The organism is Gammaproteobacteria bacterium (assembly GCA_029881255.1).
GTDB lineage: Bacteria > Pseudomonadota > Gammaproteobacteria > S012-40 > S012-40 > JAOUMY01.
Window position 1 is genome coordinate 369,837 of the sequence record JAOUMY010000001.1, and the last position, 18,804, is coordinate 388,640.

The window sequence follows — 18,804 nt, forward strand, 5'->3', positions numbered from 1 at the left end:
CGACACTATGACGAAAAAAATTCAATTTAACCTCATTTCCTTGCTGATGTTCATGAATATCGCCACAGGCGCCTATGCTTTTAGTAATGCAATTTATTTGTCGGAAGCGCAGATACAGCAACGTGTAGACAGCGCCTTTCCCCAAAGCATCGGCACTACAACACTAGGCGCTCAATTTCACACCCCTAAAGTACATTTAAGTAAAAACGAAAATCGCGTCACGCTGGAAGTCATGGTTAAACTTCTCACGCCCTCTTCCAGCCAGCAAGCTGCAAAATTATTCGTCAGCGGTACACCATACTACGTTCCGGAACAGGCAGAGTTTCGGCTTAATAGTCTAAATGTAGACGCCCTGGATATTAAACACCTGAGTGCAAACGAAGCCATTCAAATACAGATATTCGCCAATCTGGCTTTGACGGAAGTCATGTTAGACATCCCGATATACACGTTAAATGATAAAGATTTGAGGGAGAAAATTGCGAAGAAGCGCCTCAAGAGCGCACGCGTTGTAGACGGTCAACTGGAGTTGGAAATGTCTTTGGATTAGAGAGACTTTTTCAGTTCCTCTCCGGCGGATTCAATTAGCTTTTCAAGGTCCCAACCGTAATACTCATTGCCGCTATAACCAATGAGCTTTTTGCTAAGACGTTTGCCATTTTGGGCAAACAGCATAACGGTTGGCGTTACCCTTACGTCGTAACGATGCGCCAATTCCTCACCCGAGGTAGAACCGCCGTCAAAATCCTTGATAGGACGATAGCTGTCTATCATTACTTTGCGAATGATAACTTTACGGGTGAATTCATCACTGCGCGCCATAGGGAGGAGGTGATCCGCTTCGAGACGTTCACAGTAGCCACAATCCTCCGCAGCAAACATAAGCATAACCGGCAGTCCAGAATCGCCAATCTGCACACCAAGCGTCTGAAAGTCATCAGGAACAGGAATTCGCGATAAATCCGCATAAAGTGAAATCGGTGACAAACATATCAAGCCGATTCCAGCTAGTAACCCCTTGAAATACATACCCCACCTGCAAAACAACTAAAACTTAGCTCGATACTTAGATAATATAGCAGCAACCCTAGTTCCTTTTTATAGATCTTTCACCCCAAATTTTACATATATGTCACAAAGTCTCTTTGATATTGCGATTATTGGTTCAGGTCCAGGAGGCTATCGGGCCGCTGTTATTGCCGCATTAAGAGGGCAACAAGTCGCTATTATTGAGAAACATCAGTGGGGTGGCTGTTGCCTGAACCGTGGCTGCGTCCCTAAGAAAGACTGGTATCACACCGCCAGGCTTCTGGAACAACAACATTATTATTTACGCGGAATAGAGGGCAAGCTAACTGCCGACATCCAGCAGGCATGGCAACATCAACATCAAATCGTCTCGAATGTTAGAGACAGCTATATTCAGTACATGCAGCGATTGGGAATTCGACAATACCAAGGACATGGCCGGCTACAGGACAGCAATACCATAGCAATAGAACGTGCCGATACGGTAGAACACATAAGTAGTCGTTTTTGTATACTCGCCAGTGGTTCGACAGCACGAATTCCCCATGGATTCGAACCCACTGAACTTAAAGTCCTGACGACGGATATGCTGTTTGAAAGTGGCGTTCCCGCAGGTAAACGCGTTGCAATCGTCGGCAGCGGCGTTATTGCTTCAGAGTTTGCCTATATCCTTACTCAATTGGGACTGGATGTGAGCTGGTTATGCAGGAGCCGTCCTCTCCATCGTTCTGAGTTCAGCCAACCGGCTCTCACTAGCCTCAGTAACGCCTTTGAGGGACTTGCAATCGCCCCGGTTTACTACAAAAGCCTTGAAGTATCTGCAATTGGAGACAATGTAACGCTTACTCGGGATGAGGAAACTCTAGATTTTGACTGGATATTGCTAGCCAGCGGGCGAATTCCTCACACTAGCGAACTGGGGTTAGAACACACTCAGGTACAGGTTTCAAACGACGGATTCATTTTACGCGACGAATATCTGCAAACTAAGGACCCTCAGATTTACGCCATTGGCGATTGTGCATCTCCACAGATGACAGCTAATCAGGCGCTTGATGACGCGTCGGTAGCGATAGACAACATACTCCAGGCACGCACAAGAAAAAGCCGTCCTATTGATGTCCCCCAGGTAGTCTACAGTGCGCTGGAACTGGCGCGTGTTGGATTGAACGAGGACCAGGCTGAAGACGCCGGGCATGAACCGGCTGTTGGATTCGCGTCTTTCGAGCATTCCCCTCTCGCGCTAGGCAAAGACCAAACCCAAGGCTTTGTCCGTATTATTGGTGATATGGACAGTGGTCAATTTCTCGGAGGTGAAATCGTCGGCGACGATGCGGGAGAATTGATTCAATTATTGGATTCTCCTTCTGGCGATAGCCAATTTTTACGCCACCTGCTTGCACGCTCAGTCAACCATCCCAGCCGCGCGGAGGAACTGGTCAACGCCGTAGAGACCATGGCGAGCAAATGGGGCATGGGTGAACTACTGAATCGCGGTCCCAGCACTAAAGAATAGCGACAACAAATAGCTAATCGACGCTTAATCAATTAACGCTATCTTGCAATTCAAATAACCTACCCGAACGTATTATTGCCTTTTGTTTTTGTCAGTGGCATGGTGCCGAGCTGGAGAGGGTGTTTGCAGTCACAGGCCCTATGGCTATACTGATAAGCAGGAGGTGGTTTCGATGGAATCCGGATGGATTAACCCCAAACGTGGTCTCACTGATCTCTTTCAACTCCCCCACAATATTGACGGGCTGGTGAGCAGCCTGAATAAAGATCTCTATATCAGCCCGGAAAAAATCCAGGGTATTTCCCGCCTTGTGGGCAATAGCGCGCTGAAGAGAGATTTTACTGGTCCGCGCCTGTTTATTCGAGCCGAATACTCAGAGTGTCTGCAGCAGGACCGAAACGGTTGGCTGGATGCGCTCAACATTCTTGGGCTGAATGAAGAAACACGCATCTTCAGCAAAATGGATATTACAAATTATACCGAAGAAGTTATCACTCACTGCGCCACATTTTTGTCCGAGTTTGGCAAGGTTCACAACATTTACGCCCTGGCCTTACCGAAAAACGAGAGCATCATGGGCATCGTACGCGCCTCCAAACTAGCCGACATTAATCCCTTGCTCGCGCGCTGTAGTGAGCGGATATATTTCCCTATCATCCATCCCGACTGGGTAACCGAATATCCACAGTATTAAATATAAAAAAAGGCTCCTTGCGGAGCCTTTTTTCTGATGCGTTTTTGTTAATCCAATTTAGCCCAAACTTTCTTCTTCCATATCCACAATAGCAAAGTAAGTAGCACTAAATAGGCAATGACCCATACCCCCAGGCTTTTACGGGCATCCGCATTCGGATCAGATGTCCATACGAGGAATGCCACGACATCCTTGATACGTTGCTCCTGGTAAGCGCGTCGATTTTCATCGACTTCAACCGACCAATCAAAGATATCCGGCATGCGTATCCCCGGAAACAATTTGTTGTCGTATTGATTCTCTGCCGTCTCATGGTATGAAGTGAGCAAGGTGTAGATATACTTGTCACCTTTTTTGCGCGCCTTGGCCATCAGAGACAAATCTGGTGGCACCATGCCAAAGGCCTTGTTCGCCACCGATGGCTTCATCGACGCCGACAATACCTCGTCCATCGCTTTGTCCCCGCGAAAACCATTGATTTCCTCTTCACTAAAACCAATATCGAGAAGATTGCGATAACGGATATATTTCAGCTCGTGGCAAAGGTTACACACATTCATAACCACTTTTGCGCCGCGTTGATATGCCTCCTGACTCAACTCGATATCGACGTCGGCAAGCGGATGCTCCGATGAGGAAGCGATGGCCTGAGCCGTAAACAAACCGCTACCGATAAAAAACATCGCTGAAACAAGGAAAGATTTTTTCATTATTTTTTTCTCCTTGCCATTTTTTCGGCTGCGCGCTGTTTGCGCTGCATGACTTCCGCATCGACAAGTTCCTGCACTTTTGGCGGCAGACCTCGCTTGAGCAACCAGGCCTCTTCCTTACGTGAAATAACTGGCAACAGAGCAAATAATCCGAAGTACATAAATGTTGCAAACTGGCCAATCGGAATCAGCATGCCTTCTGGCGGTTTGGCGCCGACATAGGCTAACACCACCACATCAATGGAAAAGACGATAAAGAGTATGCGATAGAACGGCCTGTATCTCGCCCCGCCGGGAATTGATGATCGATCCAGATAAGGCATTGCAGCAAATATCAACAAGGACAATGCCATCGCCACAACTCCACCAAGAAGATCGGGCACCGCACGCAAGATCGCATAGAATGGTAAGAAGTACCATTCGGGAACAATATGCGCCGGCGTCTTCAGTGGATCGGCCGGAATGTAGTTATCTGCTTCGATAAAGGTATTGGGCGCATAAAACATAAAGTAGGCAAAGATAATCAGGAAAATGCCTATGCTAAATGCATCCTTAACCGTGAAGTACGGATGGAATGGAATATTGTCCTTGGCACCCAGATTCAGGCCGGAAGGATTACTACTCTTCACCATATGCAAGGCCACCACGTGTATGGTCACCATCGCAAAGATCAGGAACGGAAACAGATAGTGCAGCGCAAAAAATCGCGAGACCGTTGGATCACCAACAGAGAAGTCACCGCGTAACCACACCACCAACTCGTCACCAATAAATGGTGTAGCGCGGAACAAATTAGTGATTACCTGTGCACCCCAATACGACATCTGCCCCCATGGCAGTAAATAGCCCATGAACGCCGTCGCCATCAACATGATGAGTAATATCTGTCCGGTCCACCACATCAATTCACGCGGCTGACGATAAGAGCCGTAGTACAGCGTTCTCGCCATGTGAATATAGATAACGATAAAGAATGCAGATGCGCCGGTAGAGTGCATATAACGGATCAACCAACCGTAGTTGACGTTACGCATAATATGCTCAACCGAATCGAAGGCCATGCCTGCATCGGCCTTGAAGTGCATTGCCAGGAAAATACCACTGACTAGCTGTATGACCAGTACCAGCCCAGCAAGGAACCCAAAATTCCACCAGTAGCTGAGATTGCGCGGTACCGGGTACTCCGTCAATTCGTGTTTGATAAACGCAGTAAGTGGAAAACGTTCGTCTATCCATGCAATTAATTTGTTGCTCATGACTCGCCCTCCCTATGCCTTTTTGCCAATGAGAATCTTATCCGCCGCTAAAAACTCATACGGAGGCAACTCCAGATTACGTGGCGCCGGCCCTCTCAAGATTCGGCCGCTGTTATCATAGGAGCTACCATGACATGGGCAGAACCAGCCATCTTTTTTGCGATTGGGCACGCAACCCAGGTGGGTGCATAAACCTATAACCACCAACCATTCTGGATTCTTGGCTCTGGCTTCATCAGGCTCGGGATCCTTACCTTCGCCCTCACCTTTCATTTGCTCAATTTCTTCCACGGTCCGACGCATAATAAAGACAGGTTTCCCCTGCCATGAAACCGTTTTGGACTCACCGGGCTGAATATCCTTGATATCCACCTCAGTCGTCGCCTTGGAAAGGACATCTCGCGACGGATTCATGCTTTGGATAAAAGGCCATGTGGCTGCAGCCATACCGCCAACCGCCACTACACCGGTTATAGATTCTATAAAGTCCCTACGCCCCTCATCTTCGGGGCCTTCATGTACCTTGTCAGTCATTGTTTCACCTTCGACACAAGCTGTAATTGCTGGATCTGGTTCGAGTTCATTGGCAGCGATTTATTTTAAGCTGGAAAAGTAGGCTGCCAGATCGGCGATATCTGTTTCGCTCAGGCCACCCACCATCGCGCTCATCATTGGGTTCTTGCGCGCACCCGATTTGTAGTCTCCAATAGCCTTGGCCAGATAAACCTCCTTCTGACCTTTTAGATTAGGAATCTCCGGTGAAAAGCTGATGCCATCCGGGCCATGACACCCACCACACACTCCTGACTTTTCCTGACCGGCTTTTACATCGCCAGCCACAGCAGTGTGCGTAAGCACCATGCCTAGTATGAAACCGTATGTAGCGACTGCGCATATGCGTTTGATTTTGAACATTCTGGTGGGTCTCCTGATTAAATATAGGCCTAAAGGCAGTTTAGACCCAATAGTAGGATTAAGTTAATTATAATATTTTAATATAGACATTAATTCGGATGATATTCAAAAACTTAGGAAAAAAGTAAAGTAATATTTCTTAAACGTTTTCTCGCTTACGTGCGAGTACTGATGGAATATACTTGGCAAACTCCCAGACGCCGAGAATAAGTAAAAAGGCAAAAGTAGCGGTGAGCGGATTATCCAGCACTGATACAAATCCACCAGTAACTAGAGCAAAAACAATAACTACGACATCAATTACAGCCTTATTCATAGTACATACTTCCCCAATTAATCCAAATTTCGACATTGGCTATCGTCTCGAACTGATGCTTACTAAAGAGTGATTTATCTCGTTGTTACAATGGTTCACAGAATTTCACTCATTTTACCAAGACCCATATAAGCAAAAGATAAACCAGATAAATCGTACAGCGCAGTGATCACCGTGCAGCTCGAAATAAAATATAGAAGAATATTTATATAAATCACATCCACCAAAACAGTCTACTTGGCAGCTGAACAATATTTGTTTTCAGGAATAGTGAAGAGGGAAAAATCGGTCTGGAAGCGGTGGTTAGAAAGATAAGGACATATCAAGATAGGCGCGAGTTTTAAATTCATTTGTGCTGCGAAACTCCCGATAGGAATCGGTAATATTCAGAAGTTTAGCATTGACCTCGCCGCGTACGCTGGCAAAACGGAATCCGCGATTCAAAACCATATCCCAACGGTTATATCCCGATACACGGCTTCCATCGCCTATCCAGCGCATGTCGCTAAGATGATACAGCGCCGAGCTCAGACGAAATTTCCAAGGAAGATGCATACTGGCAAGCATGCTAAGCGTGTGCTCAGGTACAGCTGAACTGACATTCTCGTAATTCATCCCCTCCGGAAACTCGGGACTATCGATAAATCGGAGATGCTGTCCATCCATCTTTGCGTATCCATAGGTAAATGCCAATGAAGCAAAAGTCGAAACATTCGATTTTATCTGCGCTTCAAATCCATATATTGTTGCGTTTGTGCCGTTATGGGTCAGGAAGGGCGCACGTATATCCTCCTGGCCTGCGGTAGCAATCGCGGCGGCAATTGTAGTCGGCTGCTCGAAGCCATAATCATTCGCGGTATATATCAGGTCTTCGTACTTCTCATGAAAAATCTTTACATCAAGCATGGTATTGACCTTGGGCAACTCCATGAGATATCCCAGTTCGGCTGACGTCAGTTTTTCAGACCTTAAGTCGTCTGAATGAATTCGTATCACCACGATATCTGTTCCATCGATTAACTGCGCCGAATGATAGACATTTGCTTCGAGTAAAGAAGGCGTACGTACTCCACGAGTCAACCCAAATCGTAAAGCCTGATGCTGACCAAGACGCAAAGTGGCGCCCAGTCTTGGTGAAACATACGAACCAACTATTTCATTGTGTTCGAGCATCGCGCCCAGATGCAAAGACAGAGGCTCTACTATGCTCCAGTTTATGCTGCCAAAAGCGCGCTCGCTCAAATCCGAAACATATCCCTCTTCGCGTATCAGCCAGCGACTTTTGAATCTATCAAGACGCATCCCCAAGCCCGACACAAAATTTATGCGAAATGGCTTAGAAGCCTGAATTTGATACTCCAATTCCATATCGAAGCGTTCTGCAGCGTTGTCATTGACGGCATACTGCACCATCAAATCTTCGATCTCAAACATGGCTGTCACATCGGCTGAGGTCAAGGAAATCCCTCCACCAGACATAGCTTCTGAAACTTTTCCAATATTGTATTGATCGTGCTGCTCATAATAATTGTGATATGCGCGCAAGGAAACTTCCTGGTGACTGGAAAGACCATGCGACCAACCTACACTTTGATAGTGCGATAATACGTCCCGCGGTCGTTCGAAGGTAAAGCCCACGCCGCCATCTGCGACGCCACTGCCCATTCCGCCGCCGCTCATACCAAACTGCATATCCAGCCGATCAAATGGCGTTGGAGTGTAAATCGTGCGCAGAAAACCAGAGACGATTTCCTGTGTGTCATGCATGCGATCAAACCCGGAGTCAGTCTTGTAGTTCAAGCTTGATACGTATTCCCATTTCCCCTGGATTCCGGCATATCTGGCTAAAATGCTACTCGCATTGATACCGTCAACAGAACGTCCCATCTCGCCGTTCAGGACATCGCCTGCAACGCTTCTCGCATCCAACAAACCGGTGCTCAATTTGACAAAGCCACCCTGCATATCAATGGGAATTCGGGTAATGATATTGATAACGCCAATAAATGCATTTGACCCGTATACCGGCGCGTTCGAGCCACGGATGACTTCGATGCGTTCAACTTCGTCCAGGGTAATGACCTGATTTGTCCAATCCACGGACGAAAACAGCGGCAGATAAATTGATCTGCCGTCAATTTGCACCTGCAAGCGACGGGACCATTCATCGCTTAAGCCGTGGTAAGTCACCAGTGGAAAAGCGCCGTTCACATATGTCATCTGCATACCCGGCACCAGACGAAAAACCTCCGCCAAAGTAGTGGCACCAGAGGCTTCAATCATATTTCTATCGATGGTCGTAACCGACATCGGTACTTCAGTGGCGGGCTGTTCGATGCGGCTGGGAGTTAACGTAACAGGAATATCAGAAAAGAAAATATCCTCGGTAACAAGACGATCACTGCTATCTTCAAGCGCAACTGCAGCGCCTGACATCAGGCAAAAAAGCAGCGTACTAAGATGCGTAAAACTTCTTATTTTCAAGGGTAATTCCAGTATTAATCACTGTGGCGGCACTGTACCCGATAGAATAGTACAAAGGCAATAAGGAGCTAGTCTAAAAGTGCTAGACAACCGTTCGGATTGGGCAATTGGAATTTTCCAAAAAGGAAGAGTAAGAATGGTGCCCAGGGGCGGAATCGAACCACCGACACGGGGATTTTCAGTCCCCTGCTCTACCGACTGAGCTACCTGGGCAACAATGTTTACCGTGAGCCGGCAAACGAAGGTGCGTATTAAAGCTGTTGAAGCCTCACTAGTCAAGCTGGATTTCTAGTGGGCGAGAATTTCTCTAATATCTTATTGAGTTGGCGGGACAAAACCTTCAGGCGTCGCTCCGCCGTCACCAAAAAAGAATTTCTCCATTTGCTCTTCAAGGAATTTACGCGCCTTGGGATCGATAGGACTGAGACGGTATTCGTTCAACAACATGGTTTGCTGTTTTATCCACATTTGCCAGCCTTCCTTGGAAACATTTTCGAAGATTCGCTTACCCAGGTCTCCCGGATAGGTAGGACGGTCCAGACCTTCGGCTTCTGTTCCAAGTTTTACACAGTTAACCATACGTGACATCAGAGTAATTCCTCATTTTCCTGCATCAAAGCATCTAATAATTTTCGTACCGGGGCTGCAAGACCCACGGTTTCTGCTGAGACGCTGTTATACCAGACCGTGGCTGTTGGTTCCATAACACCGGGCGTAGGGTTATCCACATAAGCGATCAATGGCTGTATATCTAAATGAAAATGACTAAAGGTGTGTCGCATCGTTGCCCAATGCCTAAGACCGGCTATCTCAAGCCCAAGCTCAGTGCGACACCACTCTACAGTATCTACATCTTGCGCAGGCTCAGGAAATGACCACAATCCTCCCCAGATACCACTGGGTGGGCGGCGTTGAAGCATTATTTCTCCTTGCGCATTTTTCAGTAAAAGCATACGGGTTTCGCGCACCGGGATACGCTTTTTCGGCTTCTTGCGCGGAAACGCTTGCGCATCACCGACCAACAAGCCCTGGCATTCACTGGCAAGAGGACATCTTTGACAGGCGGGACGACTACGTGTGCAAATCATTGCACCCAAATCCATCATCGCCTGATTGTATTCAGAAACACGTTCGGCAGGCGTTGTCTCTCGGGCCAACTCCCATAGGAAACGATGTACGTCGGGCTTTCCGGGCCACTCATCCACTCGGTAGAAACGGCATAGTACGCGTTTAACATTACCGTCCAGTATGGCGTGGTGCTGTTGCAAAGCAAGCGAAAGAATCGCACCCGCAGTTGATTCCCCTACCCCGGGTAGCGCCAAGGCCTGCTCAAATTCACCAGGAAATTCACCTGCATGTTTGTCACGAACTATTTGCGCCGATTTGTGCAGATTACGCGCGCGTGCGTAATAGCCCAGGCCAGACCAATAATGAAGAACGTCGTCAATGGGTGAGTTTGCCAGGGCGAGCACATCCGGAAATCGAGCCATAAAGCGCTCAAAATACGGGATCACCGTCGCAACCTGTGTCTGTTGCAACATAATTTCGGATACCCAAACCTTGTACGCAGACTTCTGGATTTGCCACGGCAGTGACTTACGACCAAACTCATCGTACCAGGCAAGCACAGCTTGAGAAAAACGCATATTTTTACCCCAATTTGGTCTGACGCAAAAGTCGTGGTAGGCTACCGGAACTTTTTTAAATTTCCAAATTTTGGGTTATGGCGAGTCAGCAAACACGCAATCTGACGATTAAGAATGACAGCGGTAAGCAGTGCTCCGGGCAGATGCACTATACGGCTTTCACATCTGCCGATCGCACAAAACGCGCAGTGCTTTCGCTCCTTGCATGCTGGCTGATTGCCGGTGTTACCTTGTTTATTCCTATTGCCCACTTTTTTCTGGTACCGGCCTTTTTAATCGCCGGCCCGGTTTTATTTTTTCTGCGAATCAAACAAGACGACGCCAAGGAAAAAGCCGAGGGTACGTGCCCAAACTGTGATCAGGCTATTACCGTCGCACTAGAAAATACCGACAAACTTCCTAAGCGGACATACTGTCCATCTTGCGATAAAGCCATAGAGATAGTCGCGTCTGACTGATCGATGAGACCAATATGCGATTAATTATGGGATTTACCATTCTGGGAATTTTTATTGTGTCGGCACTCATCAGTATCGGCCTTTTCCTATTTCAGATTGGCGTCTTTAACCAATAATCTTTCCAATTCCCGTTCTAATTCCCCTTGGGTAATAGCGCGATTAAAACGAACCGCCAGTCTGCCTTCACGATCAATGATAAAAGTCGTAGGTACGACGCCAATTCCGCCTATTCGGCGCGCCTGCAACGCCGGTAAAAATCCTGAACGCAACAATATATTACGGCTATGCAGATAGTCATTCACCCGAGTTCTGGCAGTTACCTCTTCATTGGCAAGCACCACCTGAACACCTCTTCGTTCCCAGGCTTGCCCGACTGATTGCAACATAGGCAATTCGGCACGACAAGGGGCGCACCAGGTGGCCCAGACATTCAAAACAACGATTTGGTCTGCCGGAAATTCAAGCGTTTTGCCCGTAACATCTTCCAGTTCCAGAGCGGGAAATTCATCGCCGACAGACATTCCCTGACCGCCCAATTCCTGCAAAGCAGGCCATGCCATGAAGACAAAAAATGCTATTACAAGCAACCAGATAAACAAGGTTCCAGAAACTTTCATACATACACCAAGAACGTCACTTTAGCACTCTATAAATATATAGTTTGCTGCAATGTAACCGATAAAGTCAGAGTCGGAAAGAAATTCAAAATATTAATCAGGACTTTGTCTACATATAGCGCTCATTGTTATGGATAAGACATCATCGGAAAACAGACACCGTTGGTATCACGCCCTTCCGGTAGACAGAGGCATTATTCTCGCGCTGCTTATCGTCGCCATTATTCCCGTGTCCCTACTCGGTATCAGGTTGTTTCAGGTAGCATGGGATAACGCATGGGAAGAAACCAAGGAAAAGCAACAACTCTTAGCGCAGAATTTAACCGTCCCGGTAAAACAATACACCCACAATCACATAGCCATGCTGCAAGTTCTCGCTCATGCAATTGCCGAGGGGATTGAAGGCATGATGCCTGCTGGACTGGTGGTGCATCGCATGCAGGACTATCTCGACTTTACGCCAGGCTTCACCGCTGTTACCTGGGTCGACACCGACGGCAAAGTTATCGAACACGTTTTCAAACACACTCACCATAACGAACCAAAAAGAATTATAAATAAATTTTTACACCAAGTCATAACGACAGGTGAGTGGGCAATCTCGCCACTGCAGAAAAATTTCTATAACACCGAACCTGTCGTTATTGTTGCGGTACCGATTGAAGACTCCGCTGACAAGATTCATGGCGCGGTGTTTGCCGAACTTGACCTGACTAATCTCGAAGCTTTTCGCAAAAATACAGAATTCGGTGAAAACGGGTTCGCTTTTTTTGTTGATGCAAAAATGCAAATTTTGTCACATCCAAACAAAATTCTAATCAATACCGTATCGCAACTTGCTGCTGCTACTCGCGTAGTAAAAGGTAACAAAGGTCTCAATGTAATCAGAGATTCATCGACAAACGAGGAATTAGTTGTCAGCTTTGCACCGGTAGAAGATCTGGGCTGGGGGGTAATAATACAACAACCCAAACAAGAAATTTACGCGCAGTTTGTCGAATTCATCTGGACACAACTGAGTTGGGCCTTAGTAGGTCTATTGCTATCCCTTGTCATCGGCATACGCATATCGCGCTGGGTGACACTACCGATCAACCGTTTGATGGCTGCCAGTGCCGACTTGATCAAAAATGATTTGAATGGCACCTTGCCTGATACCAATCCGCTTTCTCCGCTAGAAATTCAAAATCTGTCGCAGACCATTGGAGAGCTCACTAATGGTTTTCGAAAGTCGCAAAACGACGTTTATGATCTCAATGCTTCATTACAAGAAAGAATCGATCTCGCCACGAGAAGACTGCGAGAAACCAACGCACATCTCGAGATTGCTCTGGCTCAAGCCGAACAGGCAAGTCGCGCAAAGGGAAACTTTCTTGCCAACATGAGTCATGAATTGCGCACACCTATGAATGCAATAATTGGATATAGCGAGATTCTAGAAGAAATCGCAGACGAGCGTAAACTCGAAGACTTGTTACCGGATATTCGAAAGATTTTATTCTCAGGACGACATTTGTTGGCCTTGATCAGCGATATCCTTGATCTGTCAAAAATTGAGGCGGGAAAAATGCAACTCCACCTCGACATCTTTAATATCAAAGACACGTTCGACGAAGTGTTAGCTTCAGTACAACCGCTGGTGGAAAAGAACTGCAATACCCTGGAATTGCAGTTCACCAACATACGTACTGAAATGTTCGCCGACGCCACCAAGGTACGCCAAGTGTTGCTCAACATACTAAGCAATGCTGTAAAGTTTACGCAAAACGGAAAGATTGAAGTCACGATCAAAGATGCCGCCGAAGCGAGAGACCCGTTTATCGAAGTAGTTATTCGTGATAACGGAATTGGCATATCCAAAAAGCAGATGAAAAACCTGTTTCAGGATTTTTCACAGGCGGACTCTTCCACTACCAAGAAGTTTGGCGGGACCGGCCTGGGCCTTGCGATTAGTCGTCGATTTTGTCGCATGATGGGTGGCGATATCACCGTTGAAAGCGAGCTAAGCAAAGGATCGAGTTTCAAGGTGTCTCTGCCCGTTTATGTCAGCGACCCTATGAGTAATCACGAAAACAGTCCAAGTCTAGAGCCTTCGGCATCCAGCTCACACGCTGAAATTGAACATCAGCAAGCAGCCAAAAGAAAGTAAACCTCATCATTTAGCCCGAAAGCTTTCGGCTAAAGCGCAATATAAATTTCGCCCCACCTAACTCGCTACTTTGTGCTTCCATTTGTCCGTCATAGGCTGAAACAATATCACTCACTATCGCGAGCCCTATTCCCGTACCGCCACCTTGCCCATCTGACCGAACGCCTCTATCCATAATGCGCGCCGCAAGCATTGGGTCTATACCTGGCCCGTCATCTTCGACAATAAAACTCAGCAATTCAACTCCTGCGTCAGTCTCTCCATATAGGCTTACTTTGACATGGCTATGCGCCCACTTGTAGGCGTTATCAAGCAAATTTCCTGTTATTTCCATAAAGTCGGATTTATCGCCATAGAAGATGACATCATCACCAAGATCCAGTTCTACTCGTATATTTTTATCGACGTATACTTTATCCAGGGACTTGACCAATTTGCGCACGTATTCCGTTACATGTTCTGGTCTGATCAACGGTGCTTGCCCTGTCGTCGCGGCCCGTTGTAGTTGATAACTGACAATCTGATTCAGGCGATCTACCTGTTCGATAACCACTTCGCTGAGTTTTCCATCATCTTCCTTGGCTTCCGCGGCACCCTGCAACAATGCTAACGGTGTTTTAATACTGTGTGCCAGATCTGCAGAGGAATTGCGATAACGCTCGAGTCGAACGCGATTACTTTGAATCAAAGCATTTATATTATCTGTTAAGCCTAATAGTTCTTCTGGATATTCGCCTTCTAGCGTCGTTTTATCTCCCATTTCAATCTGCTTTATTTCAGATGCAGCAAGGCGCAAAGGGGCCAAACTCCAGCGCAAAAGAACGGTTAGCGCGATTAATAATATGACGGCAATCGCCAGCAAGAAGAAAGTCAGTTCCCCGCGAAAGCGTTTTATGTTGCGCTTATAGTCATCAAGGGATTCAATAATACTGATAGTATAATGTTCCTGATAACGATCCTGGTCCCAGGACACACCAAAGTCATAAACGAACAAACCCCTGCCACGATTATCTTCAACCTGTTTAAATCGTGACATGGTTTCCGGCACCTGCGTTTGTGGAGGTAGTGATAGACTACGAAACGAAACCGATTGCCAAGCCACAGTACCGTTTTCATGCACTATCCTGGCATAGAGGCCATCATCAGTCTGAAAATAGCGTGCTACCGGCATAACCTGTGGAATATAGATTCCGCCTTCACTGTCGAACTCAGCTACGGCAATCAATGTGAACACATTGTTTTGTAGACGCTCTTCAATTGCTTTCATCACAGTGGTGCGATAAGCCTTATCCAGTGCGTAAAAGGTCAACCCAAGAAAGATAACAAGAAGAATAGCCGTAGTGGTAATTAGACGTAGTGTGAGAGAGCGAAGATGCATGACTTATTCATTACACAGAACGAAACGATAACCTCTACCGCGCAAAGTTTCGATAGGTTTAAATTTATCCTGTGGATCGATTTTTTTGCGTAATCGTCCTACGAAGACCTCGATCACATTGCTGTCTCTATCGAAGTCCTGCGCATAAATATGTTCAGTCAATTCTGTCTTGGAAACGACTTTTCCCTGATTGAGCATTAGATATTCAAGCACCTTGTACTCGAACGCTGTCAGATCAATACTGCTGCCATCTACGCGTACGTCTTGCTTATTGGTATCCAGCTCAACTGGCCCACACACAATAACCGCCGATGACTTACCAGAGGCACGACGCACTAAGGCTCTGACTCTCGCCAGTAATTCTTCTATATGAAATGGCTTGACCACATAGTCATCAGCACCAGCTTCTAGCCCTTCTACCTTGTCTTGCCATCTGCCGCGCGCGGTGAGAATAAGAATTGGATAGCTCTTTTCTTCTTTACGCCACTGGGCAATCACTTCCAGGCCAGAGATACCGGGCAATCCAACGTCGACAACTGCGACATCATAGGGATACTCACGCCCCATATACAGACCTTCCTCGCCAGTGGCGCAGGAATCTACTGCATAAGATTCGGCTTCCAGACGACGAACCAGTTGCTCCCTCAAGGTAGCTTCGTCTTCAATGACCAGAACTCGCATTGTGCTTTACTCTCGATGTAATCAAACAGGATTATAGCGTGCAAAAACTTAATATTTCGATAAAAAGGCCGTGGACAAGACATATAAAAAATTGGCCCGTTGTGACACGGGCCAGATAGAGGGAGGGGAAGACACAAGTCCGGGAGGAGGACTCTAGCAAACATAGAAACAAATTAGAGACCGAGAATGAAATCAACCAGCGTGGCGATATCTTCGTCTTTCACGCGTGGTGAGTAAGGAGGCATGGGTACGCCTTTCGTTACATCCGTCCAGTTACCTTTGCCGCCAGTTTTAACCTTCTTGATCAACTGGTCACGCGCCGCAGCATCACCTTTATAACGCCCCGCCACATCTTTCCAGGCAGGACCAACAACTTTTTTCCCAATCGCATGACAGGCAAAGCAACCGCTTTTCTTAGCCAGGGCTTCATCAGCCATTGCGTTACCTGACAGCAACGCCAGAAGGCTAACAGCAATTATCAGAACATTTTTCATAGGGATTAGCGCCTCTATAATTAATTTAACTGAGCTCCTGGTCTATTGGCGCAACCATCGCCAACAGACGTTAGAGAAAATATAGACTTTCCTGAATGAATAGCGTCTGAATACCGTCACCACCCTGATTCCAGAGAAAATACAGCCCTCGGCAATAAATTACTTATTGAAATGATAAGAAATTTTTCGCTACCGGCCTGTGCTTTGCTAATCTAGTCACAACTGGATAATTGCTGAATATTGATTCAGATATGGCCATACGCCCACAAACACCGCTAGAAAAGTATCAGACCGATCTCGCTCATCAGCTTATCAGTGCAGATCCTGCGCAGCAGAAAGCGGTCGTTCATACCCAGCGTTTATACGAAGACTTACTCAACTCTAGCCAAGCCCGACCCAATCTTTTTGGCAAACTGCTGAGGAAAAAGCCTCAAATCGTCAAAGGCCTGTACTTCTGGGGCGGGGTAGGCCGCGGCAAGACCTATATTTTGGATAGCTTTTACGAATGCCTACCGTTCTCGGCCAAACGCCGCGAGCATTTCAGTACTTTTTTCGGCGGCATCCACAACCTACTCTCCACTCTGCCTCGATCACCTGACCCCCTTAAGGTCATCGCTAAACGTATTGCCGACGAAACGCGGATACTTTGTATCGATGAATTTCATGTCGACGACATCACCGACGCGATGATTATTGCCGGACTGCTTGAGGCTTTGTTTGCAAGAGGTGTTGTGCTGGTAACTTCATCCAATATAGAAGTGACGCAACTATATAAGAACGGTTTGCAGCGAGATCGTTTTCTTCCTGCGATAACGCTCTTACAACAGTACACCGAGATCGTGCACCTGGAAGGTGAAACAGACTACCGAAAACTTTTACTGGAAAAACATGGCACTTATCATATCAATGCGCCGGAACAACAACTCGAAATTGAATTCAAATCACTGGCACCTGAAAACATACGCTGGCGCTTCGAGCTTATCCTCAACCGCCGTCCAATCTCGGCCATCGCGCAGTCTGCAGACATCGCCTGGTTTGACTTTGATCAGCTGTGTAACACCCCTCGCTCATCCAGTGACTACATCGCGCTGGCAAAAACCTACCACACAGTCATGCTCAGCAACGTCCCTGTGATGGGCGAAGGCAATAACGATATTGCTCAACGCTTCATACAGCTAATCGATGCTCTTTACGACCACAAGGTCAAACTTATAGTCGCGGCTACTCATTCCCCTGAAAACCTTTATAGGGGCAACACACTGGCATTCCCATTTCAGAGAACCGCTAGTCGTTTGCATGAAATGCGTAGCCAGGAATACCTCGCCAGCGCTCATCGGGGATAAGCACTTTTAGGGTTTACCGGAAAAAATGCTAAGATAGGGCCAATCACACAGACGCCAATTAAACAATTAATCATTCTGAAGAGCACCCCACGATGGAAATAATCATCAACGGCCAGACACGCGCTGTTCCCGAAGGCTGTACTGCACAGCAACTGGTTGAAATTCTGGAAATAAGCGGCGGCCGCATCGCGATGGAAGTCAACCGTGAAATCGTACCCCGCAGCACCTACACCGAGCACAAACTACGCGCGGGCGATGCTATCGAGATCGTACACGCCGTTGGCGGCGGCCAGCCCACACAATAGAGAGCCATACCATGTTAGAAAACGATACCTTTATTATTGCCGGTAAAACCTATTCCTCCCGACTTTTGGTCGGCAGTGGAAAATACAAAGACCTTGAGGAAACACGTCTCGCCACCGAAGTCAGTGGCGCGGAAATCATGACTGTTGCTGTTCGTCGCACCAACATCGGACAAATGCCGGGAGAACCCAATCTACTCGACGTCCTGCCACCGGACAAAATCACGTATTTGCCAAATACGGCGATGTGTTATACCGCAGAAGACGCCGTTCGTACTTGCCGCCTTGCACGTGAACTTCTTAACGGACATTCACTGGTAAAACTCGAAGTGTTAGGGGACGAAAAAACCCTGTATCCCGACGTAGAACAGACCAAGATCGCCGCGGCACAATTAATCAAAGACGGTTTCGACGTCATGGTTTACACCAATGATGACCCCATCGTCGCCAAACAGCTCGAAGAAATGGGCTGTGTGGCGGTTATGCCACTGGCCGCACCAATAGGCTCAGGCCTTGGAATACGCAATCCGTACAATATCCGCACTATCGTAGAGAACGCCAAAGTTCCCATTTTGGTAGACGCCGGTGTGGGAACCGCATCGGACGCTGCGATTGCGATGGAACTCGGTTGCGATGGCGTATTAATGAACACTGCTATTGCTGGCGCACGTAATCCCGTATTAATGGCCTCGGCCATGAAAAAAGCGATACAGGCCGGTCGTGAAGCCTATCTAGCCGGACGTATACCAAAAAGAGCCTATGCAAGCGCTTCCTCGCCGGTAGATGGCCTGTTCTTCTGACGCGATACTGTGAACG

At 47.2% G+C, this 18,804-nt stretch carries 21 protein-coding genes and 1 tRNA gene; 8 read left to right on the plus strand and 14 right to left on the minus strand.

Annotated features, from left to right (window positions below; genetic code table 11):
- Positions 1–7 precede the first annotated feature (7 nt).
- Positions 8–550, plus strand: a complete 543-nt coding sequence (locus OEZ43_01640; protein ID MDH5544261.1) for a DUF1439 domain-containing protein — start codon at positions 8–10, stop codon at positions 548–550.
- On the opposite strand, the gene OEZ43_01645 is transcribed toward OEZ43_01640, so the two are convergent.
- Positions 547–1,029, minus strand: a complete 483-nt coding sequence (locus tag OEZ43_01645) for a thioredoxin fold domain-containing protein (GenBank protein MDH5544262.1) — start codon at positions 1,027–1,029, stop codon at positions 547–549. The two genes, OEZ43_01640 and OEZ43_01645, sit on opposite strands and share 4 nt — an antisense overlap.
- A gap of 100 nt (positions 1,030–1,129) precedes the next feature.
- Between OEZ43_01645 and OEZ43_01650 the strand changes: the two genes are divergently transcribed.
- Together OEZ43_01650 and OEZ43_01655 are read left to right on the plus strand one after the other, a co-directional pair.
- Positions 1,130–2,545 carry an NAD(P)/FAD-dependent oxidoreductase gene (locus tag OEZ43_01650; GenBank protein ID MDH5544263.1) on the plus strand — a complete coding sequence of 472 codons (1,416 nt, stop codon included), beginning with the start codon at positions 1,130–1,132 and terminating at the stop codon, positions 2,543–2,545.
- A gap of 172 nt (positions 2,546–2,717) precedes the next feature.
- The gene (locus OEZ43_01655; protein MDH5544264.1) at positions 2,718–3,239 is read left to right on the plus strand and encodes a hypothetical protein; all 522 of its coding nucleotides are present in this window, start codon (positions 2,718–2,720) and stop codon (positions 3,237–3,239) included.
- Between the two features lie 47 nt (positions 3,240–3,286).
- On the opposite strand, the gene OEZ43_01660 is transcribed toward OEZ43_01655, so the two are convergent.
- From OEZ43_01660 to mutY, 9 genes are all read right to left on the minus strand, one after another.
- Positions 3,287–3,949: a cytochrome c1 gene (locus tag OEZ43_01660; GenBank protein ID MDH5544265.1), complete on the minus strand. Its 663-nt coding sequence runs from the start codon at positions 3,947–3,949 to the stop codon at positions 3,287–3,289.
- A complete protein-coding gene (locus OEZ43_01665) occupies positions 3,949–5,205 on the minus strand; it encodes a cytochrome b N-terminal domain-containing protein (protein MDH5544266.1) in 1,257 nt (418 codons plus the stop codon). The genes OEZ43_01660 and OEZ43_01665 overlap by 1 nt, the downstream gene beginning before the upstream one ends.
- Positions 5,206–5,217: 12 nt before the next feature.
- Positions 5,218–5,739, minus strand: a complete 522-nt coding sequence (gene petA, locus OEZ43_01670) for a ubiquinol-cytochrome c reductase iron-sulfur subunit (protein MDH5544267.1) — start codon at positions 5,737–5,739, stop codon at positions 5,218–5,220.
- A 60-nt stretch (positions 5,740–5,799) separates the two neighbouring features.
- Positions 5,800–6,120, minus strand: a complete 321-nt coding sequence (locus OEZ43_01675) for a cytochrome c (protein ID MDH5544268.1) — start codon at positions 6,118–6,120, stop codon at positions 5,800–5,802.
- 139 nt (positions 6,121–6,259) lie between these two features.
- On the minus strand, positions 6,260–6,436 hold the full coding sequence (locus tag OEZ43_01680) for a hypothetical protein (protein MDH5544269.1): 177 nt from the start codon (positions 6,434–6,436) through the stop codon (positions 6,260–6,262).
- Between the two features lie 303 nt (positions 6,437–6,739).
- Entirely contained in the window at positions 6,740–8,920 is a 2,181-nt protein-coding gene (locus OEZ43_01685) for a TonB-dependent receptor (protein ID MDH5544270.1), read from the minus strand.
- Positions 8,921–9,057: 137 nt separating this feature from the next.
- Positions 9,058–9,133, minus strand: a tRNA-Phe gene (locus OEZ43_01690).
- 102 nt (positions 9,134–9,235) lie between these two features.
- A complete protein-coding gene (locus tag OEZ43_01695) occupies positions 9,236–9,508 on the minus strand; it encodes an oxidative damage protection protein (protein MDH5544271.1) in 273 nt (90 codons plus the stop codon).
- Complete coding sequence (mutY, locus tag OEZ43_01700) at positions 9,508–10,566, minus strand: A/G-specific adenine glycosylase (GenBank protein MDH5544272.1); 1,059 nt, start codon at positions 10,564–10,566, stop codon at positions 9,508–9,510. The genes OEZ43_01695 and mutY overlap by 1 nt, the downstream gene beginning before the upstream one ends.
- A gap of 77 nt (positions 10,567–10,643) precedes the next feature.
- On the opposite strand from mutY, the gene OEZ43_01705 reads away from it, so the two are divergent.
- Positions 10,644–11,024, plus strand: a complete 381-nt coding sequence (locus OEZ43_01705; GenBank protein MDH5544273.1) for a hypothetical protein — start codon at positions 10,644–10,646, stop codon at positions 11,022–11,024.
- An 86-nt stretch (positions 11,025–11,110) separates the two neighbouring features.
- Here the strand turns inward: OEZ43_01705 and OEZ43_01710 are convergent, their stop codons facing one another.
- Complete coding sequence (locus OEZ43_01710; protein MDH5544274.1) at positions 11,111–11,641, minus strand: TlpA family protein disulfide reductase; 531 nt, start codon at positions 11,639–11,641, stop codon at positions 11,111–11,113.
- A 130-nt stretch (positions 11,642–11,771) separates the two neighbouring features.
- Between OEZ43_01710 and OEZ43_01715 the strand changes: the two genes are divergently transcribed.
- Entirely contained in the window at positions 11,772–13,790 is a 2,019-nt protein-coding gene (locus OEZ43_01715) for an ATP-binding protein (protein MDH5544275.1), read from the plus strand.
- Positions 13,791–13,800: 10 nt separating this feature from the next.
- Here the strand turns inward: OEZ43_01715 and OEZ43_01720 are convergent, their stop codons facing one another.
- From OEZ43_01720 to OEZ43_01730, 3 genes are all read right to left on the minus strand, one after another.
- Positions 13,801–15,168, minus strand: coding sequence for an ATP-binding protein (locus OEZ43_01720; GenBank protein ID MDH5544276.1), 1,368 nt, complete (start codon positions 15,166–15,168; stop codon positions 13,801–13,803).
- A gap of 3 nt (positions 15,169–15,171) precedes the next feature.
- Positions 15,172–15,849, minus strand: coding sequence for a response regulator transcription factor (locus OEZ43_01725; GenBank protein ID MDH5544277.1), 678 nt, complete (start codon positions 15,847–15,849; stop codon positions 15,172–15,174).
- A 173-nt stretch (positions 15,850–16,022) separates the two neighbouring features.
- Positions 16,023–16,343 carry a c-type cytochrome gene (locus OEZ43_01730; protein MDH5544278.1) on the minus strand — a complete coding sequence of 107 codons (321 nt, stop codon included), beginning with the start codon at positions 16,341–16,343 and terminating at the stop codon, positions 16,023–16,025.
- Positions 16,344–16,594: 251 nt separating this feature from the next.
- Here OEZ43_01730 and zapE point away from each other — a divergent pair, with 251 nt between their 5' ends.
- The 3 genes from zapE to OEZ43_01745 all read left to right on the plus strand — a co-directional run bounded on the left by zapE (position 16,595) and on the right by OEZ43_01745 (position 18,788).
- Positions 16,595–17,686 (plus strand): cell division protein ZapE, encoded by a 1,092-nt coding sequence (zapE, locus tag OEZ43_01735; GenBank protein MDH5544279.1) that lies wholly within the window; start codon positions 16,595–16,597, stop codon positions 17,684–17,686.
- Positions 17,687–17,778: 92 nt separating this feature from the next.
- Positions 17,779–17,991 (plus strand): sulfur carrier protein ThiS, encoded by a 213-nt coding sequence (thiS, locus tag OEZ43_01740; protein ID MDH5544280.1) that lies wholly within the window; start codon positions 17,779–17,781, stop codon positions 17,989–17,991.
- 11 nt (positions 17,992–18,002) lie between these two features.
- Positions 18,003–18,788: a thiazole synthase gene (locus OEZ43_01745; protein ID MDH5544281.1), complete on the plus strand. Its 786-nt coding sequence runs from the start codon at positions 18,003–18,005 to the stop codon at positions 18,786–18,788.
- The last annotated feature ends 16 nt before the right edge of the window (positions 18,789–18,804 follow it).

Excerpts from the sequence above, each read along its gene's own strand:
- OEZ43_01640 (MDH5544261.1), top strand. The coding sequence starts at position 8 with ATGACGAAAAAAATTCAATTTAACCTCATTTCCTTGCTGATGTTCATG.
- OEZ43_01645 (MDH5544262.1), bottom strand. The coding sequence starts at position 1,029 with ATGTATTTCAAGGGGTTACTAGCTGGAATCGGCTTGATATGTTTGTCA.
- OEZ43_01650 (MDH5544263.1), top strand. The coding sequence starts at position 1,130 with ATGTCACAAAGTCTCTTTGATATTGCGATTATTGGTTCAGGTCCAGGA.
- OEZ43_01655 (MDH5544264.1), top strand. The coding sequence starts at position 2,718 with ATGGAATCCGGATGGATTAACCCCAAACGTGGTCTCACTGATCTCTTT.
- OEZ43_01660 (MDH5544265.1), bottom strand. The coding sequence starts at position 3,949 with ATGAAAAAATCTTTCCTTGTTTCAGCGATGTTTTTTATCGGTAGCGGT.
- OEZ43_01665 (MDH5544266.1), bottom strand. The coding sequence starts at position 5,205 with ATGAGCAACAAATTAATTGCATGGATAGACGAACGTTTTCCACTTACT.
- petA (MDH5544267.1), bottom strand. The coding sequence starts at position 5,739 with ATGACTGACAAGGTACATGAAGGCCCCGAAGATGAGGGGCGTAGGGAC.
- OEZ43_01675 (MDH5544268.1), bottom strand. The coding sequence starts at position 6,120 with ATGTTCAAAATCAAACGCATATGCGCAGTCGCTACATACGGTTTCATA.
- OEZ43_01680 (MDH5544269.1), bottom strand. The coding sequence starts at position 6,436 with ATGAATAAGGCTGTAATTGATGTCGTAGTTATTGTTTTTGCTCTAGTT.
- OEZ43_01695 (MDH5544271.1), bottom strand. The coding sequence starts at position 9,508 with ATGTCACGTATGGTTAACTGTGTAAAACTTGGAACAGAAGCCGAAGGT.
- mutY (MDH5544272.1), bottom strand. The coding sequence starts at position 10,566 with ATGCGTTTTTCTCAAGCTGTGCTTGCCTGGTACGATGAGTTTGGTCGT.
- OEZ43_01705 (MDH5544273.1), top strand. The coding sequence starts at position 10,644 with ATGGCGAGTCAGCAAACACGCAATCTGACGATTAAGAATGACAGCGGT.
- OEZ43_01710 (MDH5544274.1), bottom strand. The coding sequence starts at position 11,641 with ATGAAAGTTTCTGGAACCTTGTTTATCTGGTTGCTTGTAATAGCATTT.
- OEZ43_01715 (MDH5544275.1), top strand. The coding sequence starts at position 11,772 with ATGGATAAGACATCATCGGAAAACAGACACCGTTGGTATCACGCCCTT.
- OEZ43_01720 (MDH5544276.1), bottom strand. The coding sequence starts at position 15,168 with ATGCATCTTCGCTCTCTCACACTACGTCTAATTACCACTACGGCTATT.
- OEZ43_01725 (MDH5544277.1), bottom strand. The coding sequence starts at position 15,849 with ATGCGAGTTCTGGTCATTGAAGACGAAGCTACCTTGAGGGAGCAACTG.
- OEZ43_01730 (MDH5544278.1), bottom strand. The coding sequence starts at position 16,343 with ATGAAAAATGTTCTGATAATTGCTGTTAGCCTTCTGGCGTTGCTGTCA.
- zapE (MDH5544279.1), top strand. The coding sequence starts at position 16,595 with ATGGCCATACGCCCACAAACACCGCTAGAAAAGTATCAGACCGATCTC.
- thiS (MDH5544280.1), top strand. The coding sequence starts at position 17,779 with ATGGAAATAATCATCAACGGCCAGACACGCGCTGTTCCCGAAGGCTGT.
- OEZ43_01745 (MDH5544281.1), top strand. The coding sequence starts at position 18,003 with ATGTTAGAAAACGATACCTTTATTATTGCCGGTAAAACCTATTCCTCC.